Origin of the sequence: Shewanella electrodiphila (assembly GCF_023283985.1) — a bacterium.
Classification (GTDB): Bacteria; Pseudomonadota; Gammaproteobacteria; order Enterobacterales; family Shewanellaceae; genus Shewanella; species Shewanella electrodiphila.
On the sequence record NZ_JAKIKU010000007.1, the window covers coordinates 71,480 to 96,004 of the forward strand.

Consider the following 24,525-nt stretch of genomic DNA (forward strand, 5'->3'; position numbering starts at 1 on the left):
AATGCATCATCCTTGCAGCAGGGCGTTAAACAGGTGGCTTATGCAAACAAAAGCACAGCGTAAAAAAGGCTCTGAATTACTGATTAACGTCACGCCAACTGAGGCAAGGGTCGCACTTGTTGAGCACGGCGTGTTACAAGAAGTGCATATCGAGCGCCGCATGAAACGTGGCCTTGTGGGCAATATCTATAAAGGAAAAATCAGTCGTGTGCTACCTGGCATGCAAGCTGCCTTTGTGGATATCGGCCTAGAAAAAGCCGCATTCTTACACGCCTCTGACATTGTGCCGCATACCGAGTGTGTAGCTGATGTTGAAAAGGGCAACTTTGTTGTTCGTGATATCGCAGAATTGGTTCGCCAAGGACAAGATATCATGGTGCAAGTGGTTAAAGATCCGCTTGGAACGAAAGGTGCTCGCCTCACAACTGATATTACCTTACCTTCGCGTTATTTAGTCTTTATGCCCGGCTCAAGCCATGTTGGTGTGTCGCAACGCATTGAAGAAGAGTCAGAGCGTAGCCGTTTAAAGAAGATCACTGAGCCTTATGTCGATGAAGATGGCGGTTTTATTATCAGAACTGCTGCCGAAGGCGTAGGTGATGATGAACTGGCACAGGATGCCGCTTTTTTACGCCGAGTTTGGGCTAAGGTCAGTGAACGTCGTAAGCGCAAAGGTGCGACCTTGTTGTACCAAGATTTAGCGCTTCAAGTGCGAATTATTCGTGATTTTGTTGGCACTGAACTGGACAATATCCAAGTGGACTCACGCCGAACCTTCGCTGAAATTGAAGGTTTTGCGCAAGAGTTTATGCCAGAAATAGCGGCCAAAATTGAGCACTATGCAGGGCCATCACCGATTTTTGAACTCTATGATGTCGAGAATGAAATTCAACGTGCATTAGGGCGAAAGGTTGAACTTAAGTCGGGTGGTTATTTAATTATTGATCAGACAGAAGCTATGACCACAGTTGATATTAATACTGGTGCATTTGTTGGTCATCGAAATCTAGCAGAAACAATATTCAATACTAATTTAGAGGCCACCCAAGCAATAGCAAGACAATTAAGACTGCGAAATTTGGGCGGTATAATCATTATCGACTTTATCGATATGATGAATGAAGAACACAAGAAACGCGTATTGGACAGCTTAACAGCGGCCTTAGCGATGGACAGAGTTAAAACCAGTGTGAGTGGCTTTTCTGGGTTAGGTTTAGTTGAAATGACCCGAAAGCGCACACGTGAAAGTCTTGAGCATGTGGTGTGCGGTGAGTGCCCAGCTTGTAATGGCACGGGTTCGATGAAAACGGTAGAAACCGTTTCATATGAGATTTTTAGAGAAATTATTCGTTTAAACCGAGCATATGCAGCTGATGAGTTTTTATTATATTGCTCCCCTGCAGTTTACAAGAGTTTAAGTAATGAGGAAGGCCACTTATTGGCTGAGCTAGAAGTTTATATTGGTAAGCAAATCCGCCTTCAAAACGAAACTTTATATACTCAAAATAAGTATGATGTGGTGATGGTGTAGTGCCCAAAAGTAAAACCGTAACAGTGTGTCGTTTTTTGTTCCAAATTGTAGCCGTAGTACTTGTACTATTTGCGCTAGCGGTCAGTCTCATCCGTGGTTTATTACCCCAACTACCCGAAGCTCGTTATGAAGTGATCAATTATTTGCGCGACCAATATCAAGTGGAAGTGCAAGTCGGCAAACTGTCAGCTGAATGGCAAGCGTTTGGGCCAGCATTAACGGTAAATAATTTAGTTGTTCCTCCCCAGCAAGCTTTGCCGGTAACGATCATCGCTAACAAAGTCCACTTTAAACTCGATTTCTGGCAAACCTTGCTGACTTTGTCTCCTAAAATTGAAACCGTAAAGTTTGATGGTATACATGTGGCACTTAATGTTGATGAGTTGTCTACAAAAAGCGCAAAGCCAGTGAGCAATACCAATATAGATTGGTTATATGCACTGTTACTAGAACAGCTCGAGTATTTCTCCATCAGCGACGGCACCCTTCAGCTATTAAGCCATAACCATGATTTTAGACCGATTTATATCAGCAATTTTATCTGGCATAACGGAACAGACTTACATCAAGGTAAAGGCTTTATGCACCTTGACTCAGAAGCATCAGCAAGTGAGCGACTGGCATTAAGAGTGGATTTAAATGGTGATGGTTATAACCCTGATGAACTGATTGGACAGATTTACTTATCAGCAGAATCGTTAGATTTAGGTGAGTGGGCGTCTAGGCAACATGAGCCGTTGCTTAAACTGGACAATATTGAATTTGAAGGGGTAGTGAACCTTGAAGCCTGGCTAGGAATTGAGTACCGGACAATCAATACAGGTTTATTGATGTTTGAACCCAGTTGGTTACAGTGGAATACTGCTGGCGAGCAACAAAGGTTTGCCATTAATGGTGGAGCGTTAAAATGGCAGCCGAATGAAACGGGCTGGCAAGTGAGCAGTCATGACTTAGATTTTTCAACTAATGGTGAGTCGTGGCCAGAGCTTAAATTGTCCCTAAAAACGAATTACAGTGACCTCTCTGTTAGCATTAACGAAATTGCGCCTGAAGTATTAACCCCGCTGTTACCTCTTATCCCTAAAATGGGCGAGAAAGGAGTCGCAAAATGGCGCGCACTCTCACCTCAAGGGCTTATTGGGCCTTTGCAGCTATTAAAAGAGCCAGGTAAACCTCTGTTATTAAAAACAGAGGTTAAACAACTACAGTGGCTAGCTTCAAATAATATCCCTGGAAGCAGCGCGATTGACTTTAATCTGTCTTGGGCCAATGGTTTGTTAAATGCTGAGTTTCCTCAGCAAGATTATCGATTAGACTTTCAAGATGGTTTTGAAGCGCCACTTGCGTTAACAGGCGAGGCCTTTCAAGTTCAGTACAGTGTCGATAATTCTCGGTTAACTTTGCCTAATGTGCATTTTCATAACCCAGATATAGACATTGCTGCATCGATGCAATTAGATATGCATAATGCTGCGCACTTGGCATTAAGTGCTAATGTGGCAATTTCTGACGTAGATAATGCAGGTCTATATTTCCCGCTGCACACAATGAGTGACAACCTAGTTGATTACTTAAATGCCTCTTTATTAAAAGGGGAGATCCCTGATGCGAAAATTGTGTGGCATGGTCAGCTGAACCAATTTCCTTATCAAGATAACTCGGGCATTTTTCAAGCGGGCTTTAATCTCAATGATGGTGCTTTTTCGTTTCAGCCGACTTGGCCAGCTGTCGACGATTTGAGCTTATATGCTTTATTTGAAAATGCAGCGATGGATCTTGTGGTCAATAAAGGCAACTTACTCGATGTCTCGGCTGATGGCGCCCATATCTATATCCCACATATGGGTAAAGAAACGACATTGAGAGTAGAAGCTAACGTTGGCGCTGATGCCGATGCAGCCAAAGCTGTAATTGATAATTCACCGTTAAAAACCTCAATTAGCCCTACATTAAATGTGGTGCAAATATCGGGTGATATTGTCAGTGAATTAGATTTAACCATTCCGCTTTACGAAGGTGGAAAAGCAGATAATAAAGGTATCATTAAGTTTAATGGCAATAGCGTATACGTTACGACACCAGGGCTACAACTTGAAAAAGTCACAGGTAATGTTGAATTCAATAATGCTGAAGTGAATGGCTTAGCGATAAATGCCAATTTATTTGAGCAGCCGCTGACATTTGATTTTGCCACAGAGCCAACCAACACTGGGGATCTGGCATTAACTATAGACTTGGCTGGGCAATGGGATCTTGATACGTTACCGAGCTATATTGATAACCCGTTAAGCGAATACTACTCAGGCAATATGGCTTGGGATGGTGCTGTTACGATGATATTTGATCCAACGGGTTACCGTCTTCAGGTTCAAGTCAATTCAGATCTCGTTGGTACATCATTGTCACTTCCAGCGCCATTTTATAAGGATGCAGATCAAGCTAAAGTCCTCCGCGCAGAGCTAGTCGGTGATAATAAACAATCATCTTTAGGGATAAAACTGGGTAAAGATGCTGAGTTTTGGGGAGGCTTTAATGAAGGTAATGGCGGTGCTCTCGCTCACTATGATTTACTGCTAGGGCGGCATTTTAAATTAGGTGACAAACTCGCTAAAGACCAAGGCCATATTCAAATTGATTTGCCTGAAGCTGAATTGACCCAGTGGCTTCCTATCATCAGCAAGTTTACTGATAAAGCGAATTCAACTATCGATGCCTTACCTGAAAGCTCGCTTGCTGCGAATGCGTTGGCAACAGCGACGGCTGACACGATCGTTCACACAGAATCAATTACTTCGACGCAAGTATTAATGGCGACAGCTGACGCCCCCGCTAATAAAGCAATTGAAGGTACTGACTTACAGGTTGAGCCTGACTTGAAAACAGAGTTAACAACTGCAGCTGTGGCGAAAACCAATGAAGTGACTCTTGCTGACACATCGATTCCAGCTCTACAGTCTTCGGAGCCTCAGTTAAATGAAGTCACAGCAGCACCGAAGTCGAGCTTTTTTCCACCTTTGATTTTAATCGATGCCAAAATAGGCTCATTAAATATCTTAAGTCAGAATTTTAATCAATTGAGCTTTTCAGCCAAGCCGTTAACACATGTTTGGCGTTTTGATATTCAGTCTGAACAGCTTGATGGTCATGTTGATTTTTATCCAAGCTGGCGCGAACAAGGACTTAAAATTGTCGCCAGTAAGCTGCATTTATCTCCAAAGGTTAAGTCTGCAGAAGAAGCGGAATTTACCCCCGGTAATTTGTTGGAAAACTTGCCTCCCTTGGCTGTCGATGTTGATGACTTTAAGTTATATCAAGCGCAACTGGGGCACCTCGTTTTACAAGGTATCCCTTATGAAGATGGTTATCGTTTTCAAACCTTAACCTTAACCCGTCCCATAGTCAGTATGCAGGCTTCTGGGGATTGGACATTTGCTGACGGTAAAAGCCTAACTACATTTGATGTGAATGTTGAAGCGAGTAAATTTGATGCTTTATCTGATGCACTGGGTATCAACCCAGGTTTGAAAGATGCGCCTGTGAATATGGTTGGAGAGTTTTCATGGCAAGGGGCACCTTATGCATTTTCTTTAGAAACGTTGAACGGTAAATTAAGATTTGATATGGGTAAGGGTTACCTTTCTGAAATCAGTGATAAAGGCGCCCGTATTTTCTCTTTGTTTAGTTTAGATTCCTTGGTGAGAAAGCTGTCGTTAGATTTCTCTGATGTATTCGGTAAAGGGCTTTATTTTGATTCGTTTGGTGGTTCACTGAATATTGATAATGGCGTGGTTAAAACTACTGATACAGAAATGGACGCGATAGCAGGCAACATGAAAGTGCGTGGCTATACTGACTTAACCAGCCAAAGTTTGAATTATGATATTCGCTTTATTCCGCAGCTTGCATCCAGTGTGCCGACAGTGGTACTGCTGAGTACCAGTGCATGGACATTAGGTTTGGGTGCGTTTGCCTTAACTAAAGTGTTGGAGCCTGTGATTGAGGTTATTTCAGAAATTCGTTTCCGTTTAGGCGGCACGATGACTGACCCTCAACTAGAAGAACTAGAGCGCAAAAGTAAAGAAATTGAAATTCCTGAGTCAATCTTGCCGAAAAAAGACGTCCCTGTAGGTGAAACGCCGCTTGATTCAAACGACGGCATAAACGTTAGTAAAAGCGATAATGCAATCAAAAGTTTGAACAATGGTGTGAGTAGCGATGAAATTCCTACTACAGAAGTAAGCGTCAAACCTGAACTCGAGCCTGAACCAGAAGCTGTATCTGACGCCAAGCCAACGCTTGATGAATCAACTTCTGATTTAACGTTTAATGCGACGATTGAAGATGCGAATGTTATCTCTTTTGCAAGTTACCAAGATAGTATCAGAAAGCTCAATATCAGCCAGAGAGGCTCAGATGCAAATCAGCTTATTACAATGCCAAAGCAGTCGAGACGTCACAGCCAATCTGGCATATATAGACTCGCAGCTTAAATGCCTTCCTCGGCATCAAGGTGAAACGCAATTAGTCGTGTTACCTGAGTGCAGTTTGTTGTTTGGTGGCCACGAGAAACAGCAACTCGATGTTGCAGGAGATGATGAGACCAGTCATCTTAAAAACGCACTAGCGGATTTGGCTAAGCTGCATCAAGTTTATATGGTGGCAGGTACTATCCCGATTTTAGCGGGAGATGGCAGAGTCTTTAGCCGTAGTTATCTATTTGATGATGCGGGTGATACCTTAGGTAGTTATGATAAGTTGCACTTGTTCGATGTTGAAGTTGCTGATAACACCCAATCTTATAGAGAAAGTGATACGTTTTGCCCAGGTGAACGTATAACGGTGGTAAAGACACCATTTGGCAATGTCGGCTTAGCCATTTGTTATGATATTCGCTTTCCTGAGCTGTTTCGCGCGTTACGGCTTGCTGGCGCTGATTTTATTGCACTTCCTTCGGCTTTCACTAAAGTGACGGGTGAAGCGCATTGGCAAACGTTAGTAAAGGCTAGAGCCATTGAAAGCCAATGTTTTTTATTGGCAGCAGATCAATGGGGGCAGCATAATCAAGGTAGCCGAGAAACCTGGGGACAAAGCATGATTGTTGATCCTTGGGGGGAAGTACTCGCCGAACGTAAAACAGGCCTTGGCTGGGTTCAGCATCAGGTATCGCTGGAGTCGCTTGAAAAAATCAGGCAGCAAATTCCAGTGATGCAGCATAACCGCTTTAAAGTGCCATCGCTCATAAGTTAATTGTAATGACTCATCCCATGAGTATGTTAACTGGGTTTATACCTACTGAGCTTGTATGAAGTAAAAGCATAATAAGCACCATTTGAATATTAAGCACCGTTTGAATATAAAGCAGCGCCGTCAAAGTAATGATAAATTGCTTTAATAAGAAACAACAAATTATCGAGAGTCGCAGTTGATATTGCGATTGATTAGCATCATTTTAGAAGCCGCTAGGCTTAAAGAGAGAATTAATGCCATTTCTAGCTCAAGTAGAACAAAGTTTATTACAAGATGGATTAACGTTAGATGGTCTTCAGGATTACCTAAACATTATTCACCAACATAATATTGATTTTTCAGACTTGTACTTTCAAGGTAGCCGCCATGAAACATGGGCCCTTGAAGATGGCATTATTAAAGAAGGCAGCTTTCATATTGAACGCGGTGTGGGCGTTAGGGCGATTACGGGTGAGAAGACCGGTTTTGCTTATGCCGATGAAATTACCCCAGCTGCATTGCAGTCTGCTGCAGAAGCTGCCAGAGGCATCGCACTCGCGGGTCAAGAGCATAAAGTACATGCCTTTAAGCGTCATACCACTCATAGTTTATATGACAGCGCCGACCCAATTGCTGCGATGGAAGAAGCACCAAAGATTAAGTTATTAAAAGAAACCGATGCTTATATTCGCAGCCTTGATAGCCGCATTATTCAAGTTGTAGTGAGTTTATCTGGCGTTCATGAAGAGATTTTAGTGGCGGCGAGTGACGGCACATTAGCTGCAGATATTCGTCCGTTAGTGCGCTTTAATTGCAGTGTCATTTTAGAAGATAATGGCAAACGTGAGCGCGGCAGTGCTGGTGGCGGTGGTCGTCATGATTACAGTGTATTTATGGTAAATGATGACGCAGGATTACCTGTTTGTTTTCAGTTTGCACGTGAAGCAGTGCGCCAAGCACAAGTGAACGTGAATGCCATTGATGCGCCAGCTGGCGAAATGCCGGTTGTATTAGGGAGTGGCTGGCCAGGTGTATTATTGCATGAAGCGGTAGGTCATGGTTTAGAAGGTGACTTTAACCGTAAGGGCAGCAGTGCCTTTAGCGGTAAAGTGGGCCAAAAAGTGGCGTCAGAACTGGTGACAGTGGTTGATGATGGCACCATTGCAGATCGCCGTGGTTCACTTAGCATTGATGATGAAGGTGTGCCGACACAAAAAACCACTTTGATTGAGAATGGAATTTTGAAAGGTTACATGCAAGATAAGCTAAATGCGCGCTTGATGGGCGAAGCGACAACTGGCAATGGTCGTCGTGAATCTTATGCTCATTTACCTATGCCACGTATGACCAATACTTATATGGAAGCTGGCGATTCTACGCCAGAAGAGATGATTAAATCTGTTAAAAAAGGCATTTATGCACCAAACTTTGGTGGCGGCCAAGTTGATATCACTTCTGGTAAGTTTGTATTCTCAGCTTCTGAAGCCTACTTAATTGAAAACGGCGAAGTGACCGACGCGATTAAAGGCGCGACCTTAATTGGCAATGGTCCAGAAGCAATGAGTCAAATCTCGATGGTGGGTAATGACTTAGCACTTGATCAAGGTGTTGGTGTGTGCGGTAAAGATGGCCAAAGTGTTCCTGTTGGGGTCGGTCAGCCAACCTTAAAACTAGACAGCTTAACCGTAGGCGGTACAGCTTAAGTGAATTGCTAAGGTGTCTAGGTGACACCTTTTTTATTTATGTGACATAGGTAAAGCATTGCTGTAGTAGTGAAAAGTAAAACTAGTTATAATTCTCCATCAATAGAGTAATTACTCTACTTAAAGGATGAAGTTAATGAGGCATTTAGCTGTTTTCTGTTCGAGTATGTTTGATTCAAGTAAAAGACGAACTGCATTGCCGTCATTGCTTGCGTTATGTGCGCTTTCCCATCCTGTTGTAGCAGAACCTATTGCCTTCAATAGCGCGTGGCAGCAATTATTAACTGTCAGCGACCAACTCAAAGCCCAATCTCAAGAAGTCAGTCGTGCTGAAGCTGAAGAGCGTGCTGGCGAAGATATGAATCTGCCTTCACTGAATCTTGCAGGTAGTTATACCCGTTTAGAAAAGCCAATCGAACTAGATTTACGTGATCTTAACCCTCTAGCTGCGATTGATCCTTCGGGTTTACCACCGGCATTAGGTGAAGCATTAGCGGCGATCCCTGGTTCAATGTTTGTCACGCCGTTTACTGAACAAGATATTTTTCGCGCTAGCTTACAAGCGATGTGGCCGATTTATACCGGTGGTAAAATTACAGCTGCTCAAGGTATTCATGCCGCCCATGTCGAAGAGAAAAAGCATCAATACTCATTAACAACACGAGATCTTTTCACTCAGTTAGTGGATCGCTATTTCGCCGTAGCGGTGACGCAAACCTTAGTAAATACCAATCAGCAATTAGTTGATTCACTCGCTGAACATGAATCTCATGCACAAAAACTAGAGCGTGAAGGTCAGATTGCCAAAGTTGAGCGATTGAATGCTCAGGTGGCACTAGAAAATGCCAAAGTAAATTTAGGTAGCTCAAAACGCCAACATGAAATGGCGCAAATTGCATTATCGCGAATGCTGCAGCTCACCGATGCTAATCCCACTTCTGGATTGTTCAGTTTGCCTCAATCTCCCTCGTTGCCGCGTTTAAGTCAGCTAACGTTAACTCAACATCCTGCGCTGAAACTACTTGAAGCCAAAGAAGCACAAGCGAGTGGCCTCATTCAGCTAGAGAAGGGGCGTTATCACCCGACTGTGTTTTTATACGGTAACTATACCTTGTATGAAGATGACAGCTTGTTTTCACAGATTGAACCAGACTGGATGGTAGGTGTTGGCGTCAATGTACCACTGTTTAGTCGTGATGGCCGCAGTGGCAAAGTGGAAGCAGCACAAAGCGCATTGTTACAAGCCAAGTATACAAAAGCTCAAACACAACAGGATTTAAGCTTATTGGTTGATCAAAGCTTTCGTCAATTACAACAAGCCGATGAAGAAGTGAAAGCGTTAAATACATCTTTGGCGTTGGCAACAGAAAACCTGCGTTTGCGAGAGTTAGCCTTTAATCAAGGCCTATCCACCTCAATTGATCGAGTCGATGCAGAGCTTAAACTCAGCGCGGTGAAAACTCAGCAATTAGGGGCGCAATATCGTTATGTACAGGCTTACGCAAGATTAATGGCTATCAGTGGCCAATTAGATGAGTTCATTGGTCGAACCCAATTACAGGAGCAGCAACATGCGGGCTAATCGAGTTATTGCCGTTATCGCAATTATTTTTCTGCTAGGCACATTAGCTTACGGACTAAAACTAGCATTTGAGCCAAAAGAAACGGTATTACAAGGGCAAATTGAAGCGCGAGAATACAACATTTCATCTAAGGTGCCGGGACGAGTTGAGCAAGTCATGGTTCGACGTGGCGATAAAGTGGCAGTTGGGGATTTATTGTTTGCGATTAACAGCCCTGAGTTAGATGCAAAACTGATGCAAGCAGAGGGCGGACGAGATGCTGCTAAAGCCATGCAACAAGAAGCAGATAATGGCGCGCGTCAGCAACAAGTCACAGCATCTAAAGAGCAATGGTTAAAAGCGAAAGCGGCAACAGACTTAATGGCCACAACCTATCAAAGAGTGGAAAACTTGTTTGATGAAGGCGTGGTCGCCAGACAAAAGCGAGATGAAGCATTCACCCAATGGAAAGCGGCGCAATATACTGAGCAAGCTGCATTAGCTATGTACCAAATGGCTGATGAAGGTGCTCGAGTTGAAACGAAAGCTGCAGCTGCGGGTAATGCACGTATGGCAGAGGGCGCAGTTAAAGAAGTCAGTGCTATTTTAGCTGATAGCCAAATGCGCTCTCCTAAGGTGGCTGAGGTCAGTGAAGTGTTATTACAAGCGGGTGAGTTAGCACCAAGCGGCTTTCCTGTTGTTAGCCTGATTGATATTTCTGATGCGTGGGCGGTAATGCAACTGCGTGAAGACCAATTAGCTGATTTTAAGCAAGGTCAAACAGTGGCATTAACGATCCCTGCGTTAAATGTGACAGAAGAATTTACCATTTCACATATTAGCGTCATGGGCAGTTTTGCCACTTGGCGCTCCACTGAAAGTGGCCACGATTTTGATATGCGCACCTTTGAGGTGGAGCTGCGTCCGAATCGTCCAATTGCTGATTTAAGAGTCGGTATGTCAGTGCTATTGAGTGTTGATTAGCATTTTTAGTTAGAGGTTAAAGTGTCGTTAGAGGTTAAGGTGCAAAAATGCGGGCTTTACTAAAACAGGAACTTAATCGTTTATGGCACTCGCCTTGGCAACTTGCCTTGGTGACTTACATTCCGCTTATCAGTATTTTGTGTTTATGGTGGCTGTTTAGTGCAGGTTTGCCAAGGCAACTTCCTGTGGCTGTGGTCGATCAGGACAATAGCCAATTAACCCGTATGTTAACTCGCAATTTAACAGCCAACTCGGTTATTAAACCTATTGCTTATGCGCAATTAGCGGATGCAGAAGCTGCAATGAAGCAAGCTGAAGTTTATGCGCTGGTTTTGTTTCCTCATCAGTTTAAAAAGTCATTGCTAACCAGTGGTAGTCCTACCGTTGATATTCGGTATAACAGCCAATTTTTATTGGTGGGTAAGCTGTTATCTAGCCAGCTTCAAATGAGTCTAGGGGCTGGATTAATGGAAGTTGCAGGCATGAATCAACTCCTTAGCGGAGTTAATCGAGCTTCTGTGGCCGTCAACTTAAGCCCTGTCACCAGTCAAACAACAGCGTTATTTAACCGTAACAACAATTATGTGGGCTTTTTAGTGCCACCGGTGTTGATTGCACTATTACAACTGATTGCGATGATGACGTTTGTAAATGCGTTAAATAGTACGCTAATCAACAAAGGTGATAGTTATTTATTGCCTAGTGATTTCTGGCGACAAGTCGTTTGTAAGGTCCTTTTCTACACGCCGATTATGCTGCTTCATGGTTGTTTCATTCTTGCATGGTTATATGGTTATCTGAACCTACCTTTTGCGGGCTCCTTAAGCCTTTTAGTGATGGCTTTAGTGATGATGCTTCTCGCGCTTTGGACGTTAGTCATTTTGGTGTTCTTATTAATGCGTGAGCCTGCACGCAGTGTTAGCTTTTGTACTGCACTGTTTGCGCCAGCATTTGCCTTTATGGGAGTGACATTCCCTGTTAATGATATGCCGCAATTAGCTCAGTGGTGGCGGTTGATTATGCCTTCTAGCCACTATATTGATTCTCATATAAGCGTGATTAGCTATGGGGCACAGACACCGCAAGTCTTGCAGCAATTCTTATCCTATGGGTACTTTTTGATTGTGTTGGTTCTGGCCTGGGCGCTCGAGCGAATGATCAGTAGCAAGCAATTATCGAATCAACAAAGCCAGATTCAGTCACCTGATGAATCAGTTGTTGTAGGTAATAACAAAGGGGCTAGCTTATGAGTTGGCTACAATTATTACTTGCCGAGTTTAAGGCCATATTAGCTGATAAAGCGATAGTCGTTACCATGTTTGGTGGGGTGTTATTTTATTCTGTTTTATATCCCTTACCTTATCTAAATCAGGTGCCAACAGAGCAGATGGTTGTGGTGGTTGATCATGACAATTCATCGTTAAGCAGGCAATTACTTAGGCATGCCGATGCAAGCCCTAAAATTAACATTGTGGCGCAACTTGGCAGTATTCATGAAGCAGAGCAATGGATTTCAGAATCTAAAGCTCACGGTTTATTGGTGATCCCTGAAGGTTTCAGACGCAACCTATTACTCGGTAAAGGTGCCACCTTAAGTTACGGCGGTGATGCGAGCTACTTTTTGATTTACTCAGCTATTGCAGAAGGTCTCATTAGCGCCGGCATGGATGCGGGTAAGCAAATTCAAATGGTGGGTTTATTGGCTCGAGGCCAAAACCCTATCCAAGCTCAGCAAAGCTTAAATTCAGTCAATATTAATAGTGTTCCAGCATTTAATCCCAGTTTAGGCTACACGCCCTATGTAGTGCCTGGGTTATTTTTACTTATTCTGCATCAAACCTTGTTGATCGGTACGGGGATTTTAGGGGCTGGGCAATGGCGTAAAAAAGGTTACTGGAATAAGGTTTCCCCCTCAGCCTTAATTGGTGCTCGATTAACGGTATTTAGTCTTATCTATGTGCTGTTTTCAAGCTTTTATCTAGGCTATTGTTTCTATTGGTATGATGTCAGTGTGCAGGCGACATTAGCCCAAGTCAGTTTGTTCATGTTGCCATTTTTATTGTCGACTGCAGCTTGTGGTATCGCCTTAAGCAGTTTGTTTGTTAAGCGTGAGCTACCGACCCAAGTGCTGCTGTTAGTTTCAATGCCAATATTGTTTGTGTCAGGTTTTGTTTGGCCATTAGCATTAATCCCAGATGTGTTAGTGCAATTATCACAAGTTATCCCGGCAGTACCCGCCATTTTAGGAATGTTAGAATTAAATCAAATGGGGGCGGACTGGGTGACTGTGTTGCCGCAATGGCTGCAAATGTGGGTATTATTTGCTTTGTTTTTATTGCTGGCTTACATAGGTGTCAAGCGCAGACTACCGAGTGATTTGGCGTAGAACACATCCTTTCAAATCCATAAAAAAATAGACATTGGCTTAAGCGCAATGTCTATTGGTTTTTCAGTATTATTAATTAGCTTTATTAAGCTTTGCTGTCGCTGTTGATCGTCTTCCAAATTATAAAGTTCCCGTTTCAGCGTTGTTAAGTTCAGCTTCTAGGCGAAGTAAGTTTTGCTTGTAGATTGGCTCATGAGTGGCTTTAGCTGCCTTTTTAAAGTCTTCTAAGGCACCTGTATTATCATTGGCTAATACTTTCATCACACCACGGTTATTGTAGGCGTATGCGCGCATTTGCATCGATGGTAGCTTGTCTGCATTAACAGCCATTTTTACTGCTTCAGTACAGGCTTCTTCGGCAATTTCATACTTAGACATTTTGGTGTAACCAACGCATAAATTGAGGTTACGTGTATAAGTATCGATTGCAGAGCGTTTAGCTGATTTGGTTAATGCGATGCCTTCAGCAAGATCACCCGCTTGAATGGCGTCCACACCTGGCATGTTTTCAATTAACACCATTTTGTAACTTGTGGTTTCTACTGCTGCAGCAAAAACACTTCCTGAACAAGCAATTAATAGACTAGCAGCGATCATTGAGGTCAGTTTAGAATGTTTCATTTTAATACTCCTTTATAGGTAGTAGCGGTTGCTACATCGCTAATTTAGGCAAAACTGTGATAGCTGACAAACGAGAATAATTGGATCGATAAGTGAGTTTTTTTCACTTATCGATATTTAGGGCGTATTGAACTATCACAGTTGTTTTTGCAGCGAGTTGTTGTTCATTTAGATAAGGCAGAGGCTTTGTGGTGTAGCCATGCTACATAAAAGCCGATAACGCAGTAAAAATGAACAACACAATTTAGGGTTCTATAGCGGCTTATTTTGAAAATTAAATCGCGCGACAATCCAGTCAATTAACTGTTGAACGTCTACATTAGGCTGGCTGTTGCCGTGATGAATGAGGTGATAGTTATCTCGGCTGTTGAGTGTTTGGGGAAATAAAGCAACTAAGCTTTTATTATCAAACCACTTTTGACTGATCGGTAGGGGAATAAGGGCAATGCCTAAGCCTTGTTCTGCGGCTCGTGCAACGCTGAACATGCTGTCTAACTGGATTATTTGTTTGGCTTTAAAGTTATGTATTCCAGCAGCTTCAGCCCATTGCTCCCAAGAGTGGGGTCTTGCTTGGTGAACGATTAATGGTGTTTCTGATAAAGCGTCCAGTCCCTTATCTTTAATGTGGGCATATAAAATGGGGTTACAAGCAGGAACATAGTTAAGTGGAAAGAGTTGGTATGAATGTTCACTGTTATGTCGAGTGCCGGATAACACAATGGATAGATCTGTTTGGGCGGTTTGTGCAGAGCGAGTTTTTACGGTTTCTAGCTTTAAGTTGATATGTGGATACTCTGTTGACCAACCGACGAGTTGTGGCACAAACAGCTCACTGGCAAAAAATTCAGGCATCGAAATGCTTACTTCTTGCATACTTTTTTGTTGATTGAATTGGTTGACCGTTTCTGATAATTTCACCATTAATGGCGCGACTTGTTGATAGAAACGACTGCCATCATCTGTGAGGGTTATTGAGCGAGTTTGACGCTTAAATAATGAAAGTTGTAAATTTTCTTCTAATTGTTTGATTTGGTGACTCACCGCTGAAGGGGTGAGAAAAAGTCGATGGGCAGTTTCTTTAAAGCTTAAGCACTCTGCGGCTACACAAAAACAGCGCAAACCTCGAAGTGAGGTATGTAAAGGTAACATGGTGTTCTCAATTAACTAAAAAAATATATAAGCAAATGCTAAGCCAATACTGAAGCGATAAAATTCAATGGTTTAGTATATTGGTGAGTAACCATTCGCTTTATGGTTGAGCGTCTGCACTTTTCTGGTGCGCTGAATTCAGTCAATAAAAAAGCCTGCATGAGCAGGCTTTTGTACAATATTTCAGCTTTTAATTTGAACGATTTGACGACTAACTTAGCCTTTTGTGAATAAACTTATTCAACTGTCACACTGAAAAATACTTCAGTTTTTAATCCCGCAGGTGTGGTTGTGGTTAAGGTTATCGTGTCTTGGCCAACTTCATCAGATGCGGTATAGGTAAATCGAGTCGCCACTTCATTACATTCAAGGCTTGCATCGGTAAAGCTGTAGCAGGTTTTATTTGGTACGGTATAACCATTGAAGTCGATTGCGCCATTGGTTGCTGTAACGGTTAGTGTCGTTCCTGCTGGCAAGACTTGCTTGGCACTATCATATAATTCAACAAAAATAGTGCTCATGGCTTCTGGTGCTAAAGTTAAATCGCTGATCGGATTACTATCAACATCAGTGGTGATGATTGTAGCGCCCGAGCCTGACATGGTTAATACCGTTGCGGCGCGAATGTAAGTTTTGTTTGCTTGGTCTTCGCCACATAAACTACCTTCACATTGTGGGCCATTGAACATGCCATCACCACTAAATGGGTTCACACAGTCAATGACATCGCAATGGGCGTTGTAAGTATCACCTGTAGTATTGAAATAAGGTTCACCATCACGGCGAAACCCAGATTCATCATCATCTCTGAAGGCATCACCTAAGTCACTGAAACCACCTTGATGGTAAGTTTCTCGGTCCATACCATTACCTGTACAGGCAATGGCATTTCCTACTCCATCTAAACAAGCATCTGTGATTACGCCGCCATCAGCATCATCAAAAATGTTATTACCATTGGTATCAAAGAAGGTTTCATGACCCAGCGCATAGGCTAATACTGTTACACGGTGATCGGTTGGGCGCGGGTCAGTTGATGTCCATATGACAGAGCAACTACCATTAACTGTTGAACAAGAAGGCTGTATTTGTCCACCTTCAGCAGTAAAGTTCACTGTGGTGTCGTCAGGAGCTGGGTTGCCGAAACTGTCAGAAGCAAACACGGTCATTGTGACCTCTTCACCATTGTTGTTGCCCGCTTCAGGGTTAAATAACGAAGGAGAGATACTAAACCCAAGCTGTTGAGGCAGACCTGTGTTAACAGTGAGCTGTTCAGACTGAGTGGTAATGGTATTGCCTGAATCTGTGGCTGATGCTAAAACACGCACAGGCGTCGGAATAGTACCCGATTGAACCGTTACAGAGACTAAACCATCAGAATTACTGGTTGCTTGGCTAGTGGTATTGCCATTTGAGAAGCTTAAGCCGCCAACAATAGTATCTAAACTAAAGTCTACATCTTGCAGTGCTATAGGTTGTCCATTAGCACTGCTAATTAAAAACGTCACTAATGAAGTCTCGGTAGAGCCAGTCCCGCCAGCACCTTTAATGCGGATTTGAGTCGGGTCTGCAGAAACAAAACTAAGACTTCCGAGTGTTTGACGCTCTAATGAAAAATCAAAATTTGCACTGAAGGATTCACTGCCAATCAGTGCTGTTGCAACAATTTGCTCACTTCGGACACTATTACCACTACAGCTTAAGTCTTGATAAGTTGAGCTTGCTGTACCTGTAGATGTAACCACTGGAGAGTCGATAGCTGCATCAGTATTGGTTACACAATCAGAGGTTAATGATACGCTTACTGGGCTCTGTAATGGCTCGAATGTCCCGTCAGCTGCTTCGACAATAACATCAGCATAAACCCCAAAACTCGCACCTGCACCAATAATAAAATTACCGTCAGCATCGGCAGTTAAGGTTGAGCCTAATTTACCTTCAATAAACACATCTGCGTCAGGGTCTGAGTTATCAATAAAACCAAACTTTAAAGTGCCCTCAGGGATCACTTCATCACCCGCTAATACTTCATAATCACTGGTACCAGATATTGTTTCATCGTTAAAATCAGTGCTGGTGACTAAGGTATAGGCGCCTAATTCACTACTTGAAGCGGTATAACTAATGCTCGCAATGCCTTCAGCTGTAGTGAGTGCGCTATCAGGTGATAAACTGGCATTACCTGCTTGGAAGCTAACCAGTTGATTTGCGATTGGTTGGTTAGCACCATCCATTACACTGGCTGTCAGCAGTACAGCTTGATCAATTTTAAAGCGGGTGACTGTTTGACCTGCTTGAGTGATACTCGCTGTAACCGAAATGGTATCCGGTGTAGGCACGGTATTGGTATCTTCAAACTGATAATTTTTACTTGCGCTGACACTATCGGCATCATCAGGATTGAACGATACCATCAAAGTGCCCGCACCAACGGCATTGCTCGTAGAGCTAATAAATACACTCGCGAGGCCATCACTGTCAGTTAACTTACTCTCAGCACTGGCTTCACCAAAGTCAGGGGTAAAATTGACAATGGCACCACTGACGTTGCTATTGGACAGTTTAAGCTGAGCTACCGCACAAAAGCTTTCGTTGATATCAAATGTCAGTGAGTCGGTATCGGCATCACATTGTCCATTAACAACGGTTTGGTAGCTAACACTAATGCTATAGCTTCCATCTTCTCCCCCACCATTGTCGTTGTCATCAGACGGGCCATTACAGCCAGCAAGTAACCCGAGTAATCCAAGTGAAGCAATTGATAAAGGCAGTGCATGTATTATTTTTTTTAGTAGCATCAGCAACATCCTTGTAAGTAAATTTTATTCAGCTAAACCGGCGCGTAAGTATTTGAATAATTCTTTATGAGATTTTGATTCAGGGCCTTTGGCTAACTCTTTAGTTGATTGGCGAATAAGTTGGCGCAACTTTTGACGATCAAATGCTTCATGTTGAGCAAGTAATGTTTCAACTTCTTCGTTTGGATTTTCAAGTAAACGGGCACGAAGTTTTTCAATAATCTGCACTTGAGCAGTTTCATTATTGTTTTTATTCAACACATTATCTAGTGCTGTAATGATGGGTTCGTGCTCAAAACCGCGCATTAATTTACCGATGTACTGAAGATGACGTCGGTATGCCTCAGTTTTCGGTTTAATGCTTTTAGTTTTTAAGACAGCATCATACAAAAATTCATCTAAACCAATTTTGTCTAGTTGCGATTTGCTTAAAGCAATAAGGCGCATGCCTAGCTCTTGTGCATCTTCGCTTTCTTTCTTGAATTCTGTTCTGCTGACGTAATCATCGTCATTGTCATATGGCTGGTGGAAGTGATCTGAATCGCCGACAATTTTCATAGTAAATAACCTCTAATAAATATCATCGAATAATAACACTTCAGAGGCTATCGCGGCCACTGAATATACGTTAAGAAGACGATTTACTTTAAAACACATTTGCACTCATTAAGTGATAATTCAACACGATAACTAAAGGTTAGTTTATTTAACCCTATTTGTGGGGCTAAATCCTTGTTTTGTTGGTTATCAATACAGTTTTGAATTTGATATGCTAGGCGCAACAATGGAAACTGAAGAGTAAGTTTGTGTCTACCAATAATATTGATACTGAATTATCGGCGTTAAAAGATGCCGTTGCTGTAGCATTAGAATATGCAAAAAAATTAGGCACGAGTGCTGCTGAAGTTGCCATTAGCAAACAACAAGGACTGTCGGTTTCAACGCGAGAGAAAGAAGTTGAAACCGTTGAGTTTAATAAAGACGGTGCTTTAGGTATTACAGTCTACCGAGATGGTTGTAAAGGCAGCTCATCAACATCAGATTTAAGTCCTGATGCGATTGCTATAGCGGTAAAAGCAGCGAATGACATCGCAAAATATACCTCATCAGATCCATTTAGCGGCTTAGCGGATAAAGAGCTAATGGCGCAAACCATTCGCGATCTAGATTTATATCATCCACAAGATATCAGTCCTGACGAGCTGGCTCAGCTAGCCATTCGTGCTGAGGAAGCCAGTTTATCGGTTGATGAGCGAGTGCAACATTCAGACGGAGCAACGGCTAATGCACATACCGCTGCTAAAGTGTACGGTAACAGCCATGGCTTCTTAAATGGCTATTGCAGCTCGCGTTATAGTTTAAGTTGTGTGGTGATTGGTGAAGAAGCTGATGGCAATATGCAACGCGATTATGATTACACTATTGCCCGTAAATATAACGAATTAATGACGCCAGAGTCAGTGGGATTATTAGCCGCAAATAAGACGGTAAACCGTCTTAACGCACGTAAAATCCCAACATCGAACTTACCTGTTTTGTTTTCACCTGAAATCGCGACAGGCCTGATTGGTCACTTGATTGGTGCGATTAGCGGCAGTAGCTTGTACCGTAAATCAAGCTTCTTACAAGATTCTATCAATACTCAACTGTTTCCTGATTGGTTTAGTATTGAAGAAAACCCGCATATGGTTGGCGCACTTGCAAGTGCAAACTATGACAGTGAAGGCGTGGCAACTCAGCAACGTCAAATCATTGATCGTGGCCAATTAGAAACATATCTATTAACCAGTTATTCTGCACGTAAGTTATCTCTACCTAATACTGGCCATGCTGGTGGTATTTACAACTGGACTTTAAGTCACTCTGGGCAAACCTTTGATGAACTTATTAAACAGATGGGTACAGGGTTAATTGTCACTGAGGTGATGGGTCAAGGCGTGAACATGGTGACCGGGGATTACTCTCGAGGTGCAGCAGGCTTTTATGTCGAGAACGGTGAAATCCAATACCCAGTGGAAGAGATTACTATCGCTGGTAATTTAAAAGACATGTTTATGGGCGTGCAAGCGGTTGCTAAGGATCAAGATTTACGTTCTTCAATCCGTACCGGCGGTATCTTACTGAGTGAGATGAAAATCGCAGGTAGCTAATCTGCTTAAGCAAAAACATAAACCTTATTAAGCACTGCTCCAGCAGTGCTTTTTTGTATCTCATTTTCAGATATTTAACCCCTTTACGCTGGCTTTCTTATCTTTACACTTCTTTACGGTCAATTACATCCACGCTTTGTCCTATCTCTTGAGAATGTAATTAAACAGTTAACGGAGTAGATATGTTTAACAGAAATGTGTGCAGTTTGATGATGGTTTGCTTGGGAAGTGTGTCATTGATGGGGTGCGACTCTATTGATGGTGATAGTGATGATGACTCAGATTCCGTTGCGTATGTGCAATATTATAATGCCTCAGCGAACAGTACTGCCACGTCGCTAGTGTTAGATGATTATGAATACAGTTATATTGAATTTGGAGATTCCATGCCGCGATATGGCTACGATACAGGTAGCGTGGCAATGGAAATATATGGTCAAGATGAAAATGAAGACACGGTCACGATTTATAGTGAGGATATGAGCTTCAGTAATGAAGATAATCATTTATTTGTTTTATATGGAGACTATCAATCGCCAGAATTATTAGACATTAGCTACGAACGTAGCGATATGGATGATATGAATGATGATGACGATGAAGATTACAGTAAAATGCAGGTCTTGGTAGCCAATGTTACGTCTGAAGATATGGCCTATGACGCTTATATTTCGCTAGACAGCGATGAATATCAAGATGCGACAATGTTAGGCAGTATCGGATACCGTGGCTACACTACCGAGCTGATGTTAGATACCGATGAATATATTATCTATTTAACTGATCAGGGGACTGATAACGTGGTTTACACCACAGAAAGTATGAGCTTAACCACTGAGACTGTTTATAAATTTGTGCTGCGTAACAGTTTTGGCTCGGGTGATTTAAAGGTCACGCTAGACAGTGTGGACTCAACATCGACGCCAGTTACTTATACTAATATTGATTCTACCGCTGACTTCAGGGTATTTAATGGCCTTGAAGACATCACGCTAAATGTCGATGTGGTGAGTAAGCTAGAGTCGCATTATCTGCATGATATTACGCCATTCACTGTTAGCGACTTCCAGCAAACGGGTTTTAATGACTATGGCGTAACAGTGACTAATACCGATACCAGTGAAGTTATCTTGGATAACGTGTTAGTGACCTTTAACCAAGATGATATCCGCACCTTACTGTTGTACCAAGAAGATGACAGTATCAAAGGCATGGTGATCGAACATGACATGCGCCCAAGAGCTTATGAATACAATGTTGATGTGGCGAACTTATCAGAAGATTATGATGACTTAACTGTGTATTTTGTTAATAGCACGGAAACCATTGAATCAGCTGAATACACGATTGAGGATATTGATTTTACTGAACAAGAAAGCCTTGTTATGCCTCAAGATGACTATGAAATTAATGTGGTTTATGAATCTGATAATGGCACCCAAACCTTGCTATATCAGTCAGACCTTATCACGTTTGATGGTGATACTAACTATAGCTTTGTATTAACCAAAGACAGCGAAAGTCAGTTTGGCTACACCTTACATCAGCTTTAAAACTCTTATGTTTATTCAGTAAAATGTAAAACATAAGACCCCAGAAATACAAATGCCGATATGTTGAATATCGGCATTTTCATTTCTAGTGATCTGTAAAGAGGGCTTATTTACATAAAGCGCCCTTTAAGCTGTTTGGTAGTTACTTAAAATTCTGCCCAAATTAGCTGATGCGGCAGATAGTTCAACGACACCATTTGAAGACTGGCTTGCAAGATCGCGGATGGTGTTTGATTTAACACGAATTTCCGTCAACTCTTTAGCAATATCATTAGCCACAGCGCTTTGCTCTTCAGACGATGTTGAAATATGGAAGCTCATGTCCATAATCGAACGCGATGACTCAGCAATGGCGTTCACATCAGTCCCAATATTAGTGATTAAGTCGCTACTGCTTTGCGCTTGCTTAACAGTATCTTGAGTAATGCTATCAATATTTTGCGTTTCAGATTGCAGCTGCTCAATCATAGATTGGATTTCAACAGTTGCTGATTGTGTGCGACTTGCAAGGGTACGCACCTCATCGGCAACGACAGCAAAGCCTCGACCCATTTCGCCGGCGCGAGCGGCTTCAATTGCCGCATTTAATGCCAGTAAATTCGTTTGCTCAGAAATGGCATTAATTGTGGTGATCACCTCATTAATTTTAGTGGCATTCTCTTTCAGGCTACCAACAGAATCTGAGGTTTTTTCAATGTAAGTCGATAACTGCTGAATTTCTTCAATCGCACGTTTCACCCGAGTATAACTCTGCTTAGTGTATTCAGAATCTTGCTCAACTTGCTGAGTGGTATTTTTAGCAATATTTGATACTTCAAGTGATGACGCGGTCATTTCTTCCATTGCAGTTGCAACTGAATCTAATGAAATGTATTGCTGATCGATTTGGTCTGCACTTTGCTGGGTTTCATCTGCAAAGGAGCTTGATGTTGTATGTAGAGTGTCAGCACTTTGCTTAACCGTAACAACCAATTCAGTTAATGTATCCATTGCTTGGTCTAGTGCGCAGCCAATAGTACCAAATTCATCGCGACCAGGATGGAAACCTAAGCGCGAAGTTAAATCGCCTTTGCCAATTTTAGCAGTGGTATCCCATAGTACCCACAACGCACCCCCAATGAAGGTCGCATTCCAATAAATCACCAATGCAAATGGCAACACCCACAAGAATGACAGTAACAAGCTATAAAATGCATCTTGTTTGGCATCGTTTTCAAGTTGATAAACTGATTGGTTTAATGAGTAATACTGGCCATTAGCTTGGACAACAGCAGTGATATTATTGTCGTTACGTTGGCTTTGTTGATTATAATCAGACACAGATAAACCTGCACTACTTGCTTGGTCTAACTGGTTTGTGGCTTCAAGCGCATTAACGGTCGCGGTGACTTTTTCTGTCAGCACAGTCATAGAGTGTTGTTCTATTTGGTTAATGCTATTGAAATAACTGTTAACCGACACACTGCCGATAATCAGTAAAAAGAGTGCAAAAATAGCCCAGAACTTATCGTTAATAGACATTTTGATAAAAAGCTTATCAATATTACGAAATTCAACTTGCTTCATAGTGCCGACACTTAAATGATGGAAATTAACCAAATTCTAGAGCAGCTTGATCGGTTTGGATACGATTTTTTGACAAAATATATTCTTTTTTATTCGATTTGTTACATGTGGTTGCTGTAAACAACATAACTAAAAGTTATTTCATTGTACCTCTTTGTAAACAAGGTCTTTTTTTTAGGTTTTTTATCATTATTAATTCATCACCTTAAGCAAAAACCGTCTAAAAGCATTTTCAAATGCATGGATTAAATCTGGGGTTTGTTGCTCTGACAAAATATGCAGCATTCCAGCATACGAAACAGCTTGATGTGCATAGCAAATACTTTCAGCAAGCTGCCATGCTCGTTTTAATTCATCTTTGGAGCCATATTTTGACCATTGATTTAAGTAAGCATCAATAATTTGTTGCTTCCCCTCACTGTCATCCATTCTAAATAAGTAAGTGCCATCGATAAAAGGGTGACTAATGCAGCCGTCGCTCCAATCAAAGAAGGTAAAGTGTTCTTTTACGTCATTACGTGGAGCAATATTTTCGATGTGTAAATCACTATGAACCAAGCTAGAAGGCAACTGATAAGCGGCTAATGCTGTGACAGATTGTTTGAGCTTAGTGAGTACTTGGCTTAGGCGTTCAGTAGATAGGTCAATATCTTGGGGGAAGCGAGAAATAATGGCCTTATCATTAAAAATGCGCTGCAGCTGTGTTGGTAATTGGGTAATGTCACGACGAATACAGCCAGCCGCTTCTAACTCTTCAATGTGGTCAACAGAAGCCAATTGTAGATTGGCGAACTCAGTAAAAGGTTTAACCCAGTCACAAAGCGGCACGGTATCGACAAATGCCTCACCAAAACTTTCGGTTAACATCCATTGCTGATGGGCGTCGAATGCGATGACTTTAGCGCTATATTGTGGAAACAGTTCAAATAACTTTGAACATAGACTGGCCTCATTTGAAAACAAAGGTAAGAAAGCCGTGGCCTTAAAGAAAGTATCACCTGAGCCAGTTGATTGCTTGAGTACATGACCCAAAGCCCACGTTTTAACAACTTGTAATTCATCGATTAAACGAATGTTTTGTTTGCTTAACTCAGCTTCAGTCCAGCGCTGAGCGGTTTGCGGCCAATTGGCTTGTTGCCAGGATTGTAGTGTCTTGCTCATAAAGGGTTTCCTAGGCAGTCATTAATTCAGCTGATACTGTAAAATAAAATGTGAATGTACGTTTGCTTACGATTATTGTTAATTTTATTAAGTCTTTAAAATTAGTTGGTTATAGGTAATTGTTGTGTTGAAGTT

The 24,525-nt window shown here is 42.1% G+C and carries 16 protein-coding genes; 10 read left to right on the forward strand and 6 right to left on the reverse strand.

Annotation, left to right across the window (positions count from 1 at the left end):
* Positions 1 to 40: 40 nt before the first annotated feature.
* The 8 genes from rng (at position 41) to L2737_RS13775 (ending at position 13,392) form a co-directional block, all read left to right on the forward strand.
* Positions 41 to 1,531 carry a ribonuclease G gene (gene rng / locus L2737_RS13740; RefSeq protein ID WP_229369773.1) on the forward strand — a complete coding sequence of 497 codons (1,491 nt, stop codon included), beginning with the start codon at positions 41 to 43 and terminating at the stop codon, positions 1,529 to 1,531.
* On the forward strand, positions 1,531 to 6,021 hold the full coding sequence (locus L2737_RS13745; protein ID WP_248956071.1) for a YhdP family protein: 4,491 nt from the start codon (positions 1,531 to 1,533) through the stop codon (positions 6,019 to 6,021). Before rng ends, L2737_RS13745 begins: the two co-directional genes overlap by 1 nt.
* Entirely contained in the window at positions 5,945 to 6,778 is an 834-nt protein-coding gene (locus tag L2737_RS13750; protein WP_248956072.1) for a carbon-nitrogen hydrolase family protein, read from the forward strand. Before L2737_RS13745 ends, L2737_RS13750 begins: the two co-directional genes overlap by 77 nt.
* A 233-nt stretch (positions 6,779 to 7,011) precedes the next feature.
* On the forward strand, positions 7,012 to 8,460 hold the full coding sequence (tldD, locus tag L2737_RS13755; protein ID WP_248956073.1) for a metalloprotease TldD: 1,449 nt from the start codon (positions 7,012 to 7,014) through the stop codon (positions 8,458 to 8,460).
* A 136-nt stretch (positions 8,461 to 8,596) separates the two neighbouring features.
* Positions 8,597 to 10,042, forward strand: coding sequence for a TolC family protein (locus L2737_RS13760; protein WP_241906383.1), 1,446 nt, complete (start codon positions 8,597 to 8,599; stop codon positions 10,040 to 10,042).
* The gene (locus tag L2737_RS13765) at positions 10,032 to 11,006 is read left to right on the forward strand and encodes an HlyD family secretion protein (protein ID WP_102527455.1); all 975 of its coding nucleotides are present in this window, start codon (positions 10,032 to 10,034) and stop codon (positions 11,004 to 11,006) included. Before L2737_RS13760 ends, L2737_RS13765 begins: the two co-directional genes overlap by 11 nt.
* A 47-nt stretch (positions 11,007 to 11,053) precedes the next feature.
* On the forward strand, positions 11,054 to 12,256 hold the full coding sequence (locus tag L2737_RS13770; RefSeq protein ID WP_248956075.1) for an ABC transporter permease: 1,203 nt from the start codon (positions 11,054 to 11,056) through the stop codon (positions 12,254 to 12,256).
* Entirely contained in the window at positions 12,253 to 13,392 is a 1,140-nt protein-coding gene (locus tag L2737_RS13775; RefSeq protein WP_248956076.1) for an ABC transporter permease, read from the forward strand. The genes L2737_RS13770 and L2737_RS13775 overlap by 4 nt, the downstream gene beginning before the upstream one ends.
* Positions 13,393 to 13,512: 120 nt before the next feature.
* Here L2737_RS13775 and L2737_RS13780 read toward each other — a convergent pair whose 3' ends face one another.
* The 4 genes from L2737_RS13780 to yjgA all read right to left on the reverse strand — a co-directional run bounded on the left by L2737_RS13780 (position 13,513) and on the right by yjgA (position 18,518).
* Positions 13,513 to 14,013 (reverse strand): hypothetical protein, encoded by a 501-nt coding sequence (locus L2737_RS13780; RefSeq protein ID WP_248956077.1) that lies wholly within the window; start codon positions 14,011 to 14,013, stop codon positions 13,513 to 13,515.
* A 252-nt stretch (positions 14,014 to 14,265) separates the two neighbouring features.
* A complete protein-coding gene (locus tag L2737_RS13785; RefSeq protein WP_248956078.1) occupies positions 14,266 to 15,162 on the reverse strand; it encodes a LysR substrate-binding domain-containing protein in 897 nt (298 codons plus the stop codon).
* Between the two features lie 236 nt (positions 15,163 to 15,398).
* Positions 15,399 to 17,960: an Ig-like domain-containing protein gene (locus L2737_RS13790; RefSeq protein ID WP_248956079.1), complete on the reverse strand. Its 2,562-nt coding sequence runs from the start codon at positions 17,958 to 17,960 to the stop codon at positions 15,399 to 15,401.
* 24 nt (positions 17,961 to 17,984) lie between these two features.
* The gene (gene yjgA / locus L2737_RS13795; protein WP_102527461.1) at positions 17,985 to 18,518 is read right to left on the reverse strand and encodes a ribosome biogenesis factor YjgA; all 534 of its coding nucleotides are present in this window, start codon (positions 18,516 to 18,518) and stop codon (positions 17,985 to 17,987) included.
* Between the two features lie 248 nt (positions 18,519 to 18,766).
* On the opposite strand from yjgA, the gene pmbA reads away from it, so the two are divergent.
* Positions 18,767 to 20,110 (forward strand): metalloprotease PmbA, encoded by a 1,344-nt coding sequence (gene pmbA, locus L2737_RS13800; protein WP_102527462.1) that lies wholly within the window; start codon positions 18,767 to 18,769, stop codon positions 20,108 to 20,110.
* Between the two features lie 182 nt (positions 20,111 to 20,292).
* Positions 20,293 to 21,663 carry a hypothetical protein gene (locus L2737_RS13805; RefSeq protein WP_248956080.1) on the forward strand — a complete coding sequence of 457 codons (1,371 nt, stop codon included), beginning with the start codon at positions 20,293 to 20,295 and terminating at the stop codon, positions 21,661 to 21,663.
* Between the two features lie 126 nt (positions 21,664 to 21,789).
* Here the strand turns inward: L2737_RS13805 and L2737_RS13810 are convergent, their stop codons facing one another.
* Together L2737_RS13810 and L2737_RS13815 are read right to left on the reverse strand one after the other, a co-directional pair.
* Complete coding sequence (locus L2737_RS13810) at positions 21,790 to 23,229, reverse strand: methyl-accepting chemotaxis protein (RefSeq protein ID WP_248956081.1); 1,440 nt, start codon at positions 23,227 to 23,229, stop codon at positions 21,790 to 21,792.
* 192 nt (positions 23,230 to 23,421) lie between these two features.
* Positions 23,422 to 24,390 carry a phosphotransferase gene (locus L2737_RS13815; protein ID WP_248956082.1) on the reverse strand — a complete coding sequence of 323 codons (969 nt, stop codon included), beginning with the start codon at positions 24,388 to 24,390 and terminating at the stop codon, positions 23,422 to 23,424.
* Between the last annotated feature and the right edge of the window lie 135 nt (positions 24,391 to 24,525).

Coding starts and splice junctions, on each gene's coding strand:
- rng (WP_229369773.1), top strand. CDS start 41: ATGCAAACAAAAGCACAGCGTAAAAAAGGCTCTGAATTACTGATTAAC.
- L2737_RS13750 (WP_248956072.1), top strand. CDS start 5,945: ATGCAAATCAGCTTATTACAATGCCAAAGCAGTCGAGACGTCACAGCC.
- tldD (WP_248956073.1), top strand. CDS start 7,012: ATGCCATTTCTAGCTCAAGTAGAACAAAGTTTATTACAAGATGGATTA.
- L2737_RS13760 (WP_241906383.1), top strand. CDS start 8,597: ATGAGGCATTTAGCTGTTTTCTGTTCGAGTATGTTTGATTCAAGTAAA.
- L2737_RS13765 (WP_102527455.1), top strand. CDS start 10,032: ATGCGGGCTAATCGAGTTATTGCCGTTATCGCAATTATTTTTCTGCTA.
- L2737_RS13770 (WP_248956075.1), top strand. CDS start 11,054: ATGCGGGCTTTACTAAAACAGGAACTTAATCGTTTATGGCACTCGCCT.
- L2737_RS13775 (WP_248956076.1), top strand. CDS start 12,253: ATGAGTTGGCTACAATTATTACTTGCCGAGTTTAAGGCCATATTAGCT.
- L2737_RS13780 (WP_248956077.1), bottom strand. CDS start 14,013: ATGAAACATTCTAAACTGACCTCAATGATCGCTGCTAGTCTATTAATT.
- L2737_RS13785 (WP_248956078.1), bottom strand. CDS start 15,162: ATGTTACCTTTACATACCTCACTTCGAGGTTTGCGCTGTTTTTGTGTA.
- L2737_RS13790 (WP_248956079.1), bottom strand. CDS start 17,960: ATGCTACTAAAAAAAATAATACATGCACTGCCTTTATCAATTGCTTCA.
- yjgA (WP_102527461.1), bottom strand. CDS start 18,518: ATGAAAATTGTCGGCGATTCAGATCACTTCCACCAGCCATATGACAAT.
- L2737_RS13805 (WP_248956080.1), top strand. CDS start 20,293: ATGTTTAACAGAAATGTGTGCAGTTTGATGATGGTTTGCTTGGGAAGT.
- L2737_RS13810 (WP_248956081.1), bottom strand. CDS start 23,229: ATGAAGCAAGTTGAATTTCGTAATATTGATAAGCTTTTTATCAAAATG.
- L2737_RS13815 (WP_248956082.1), bottom strand. CDS start 24,390: ATGAGCAAGACACTACAATCCTGGCAACAAGCCAATTGGCCGCAAACC.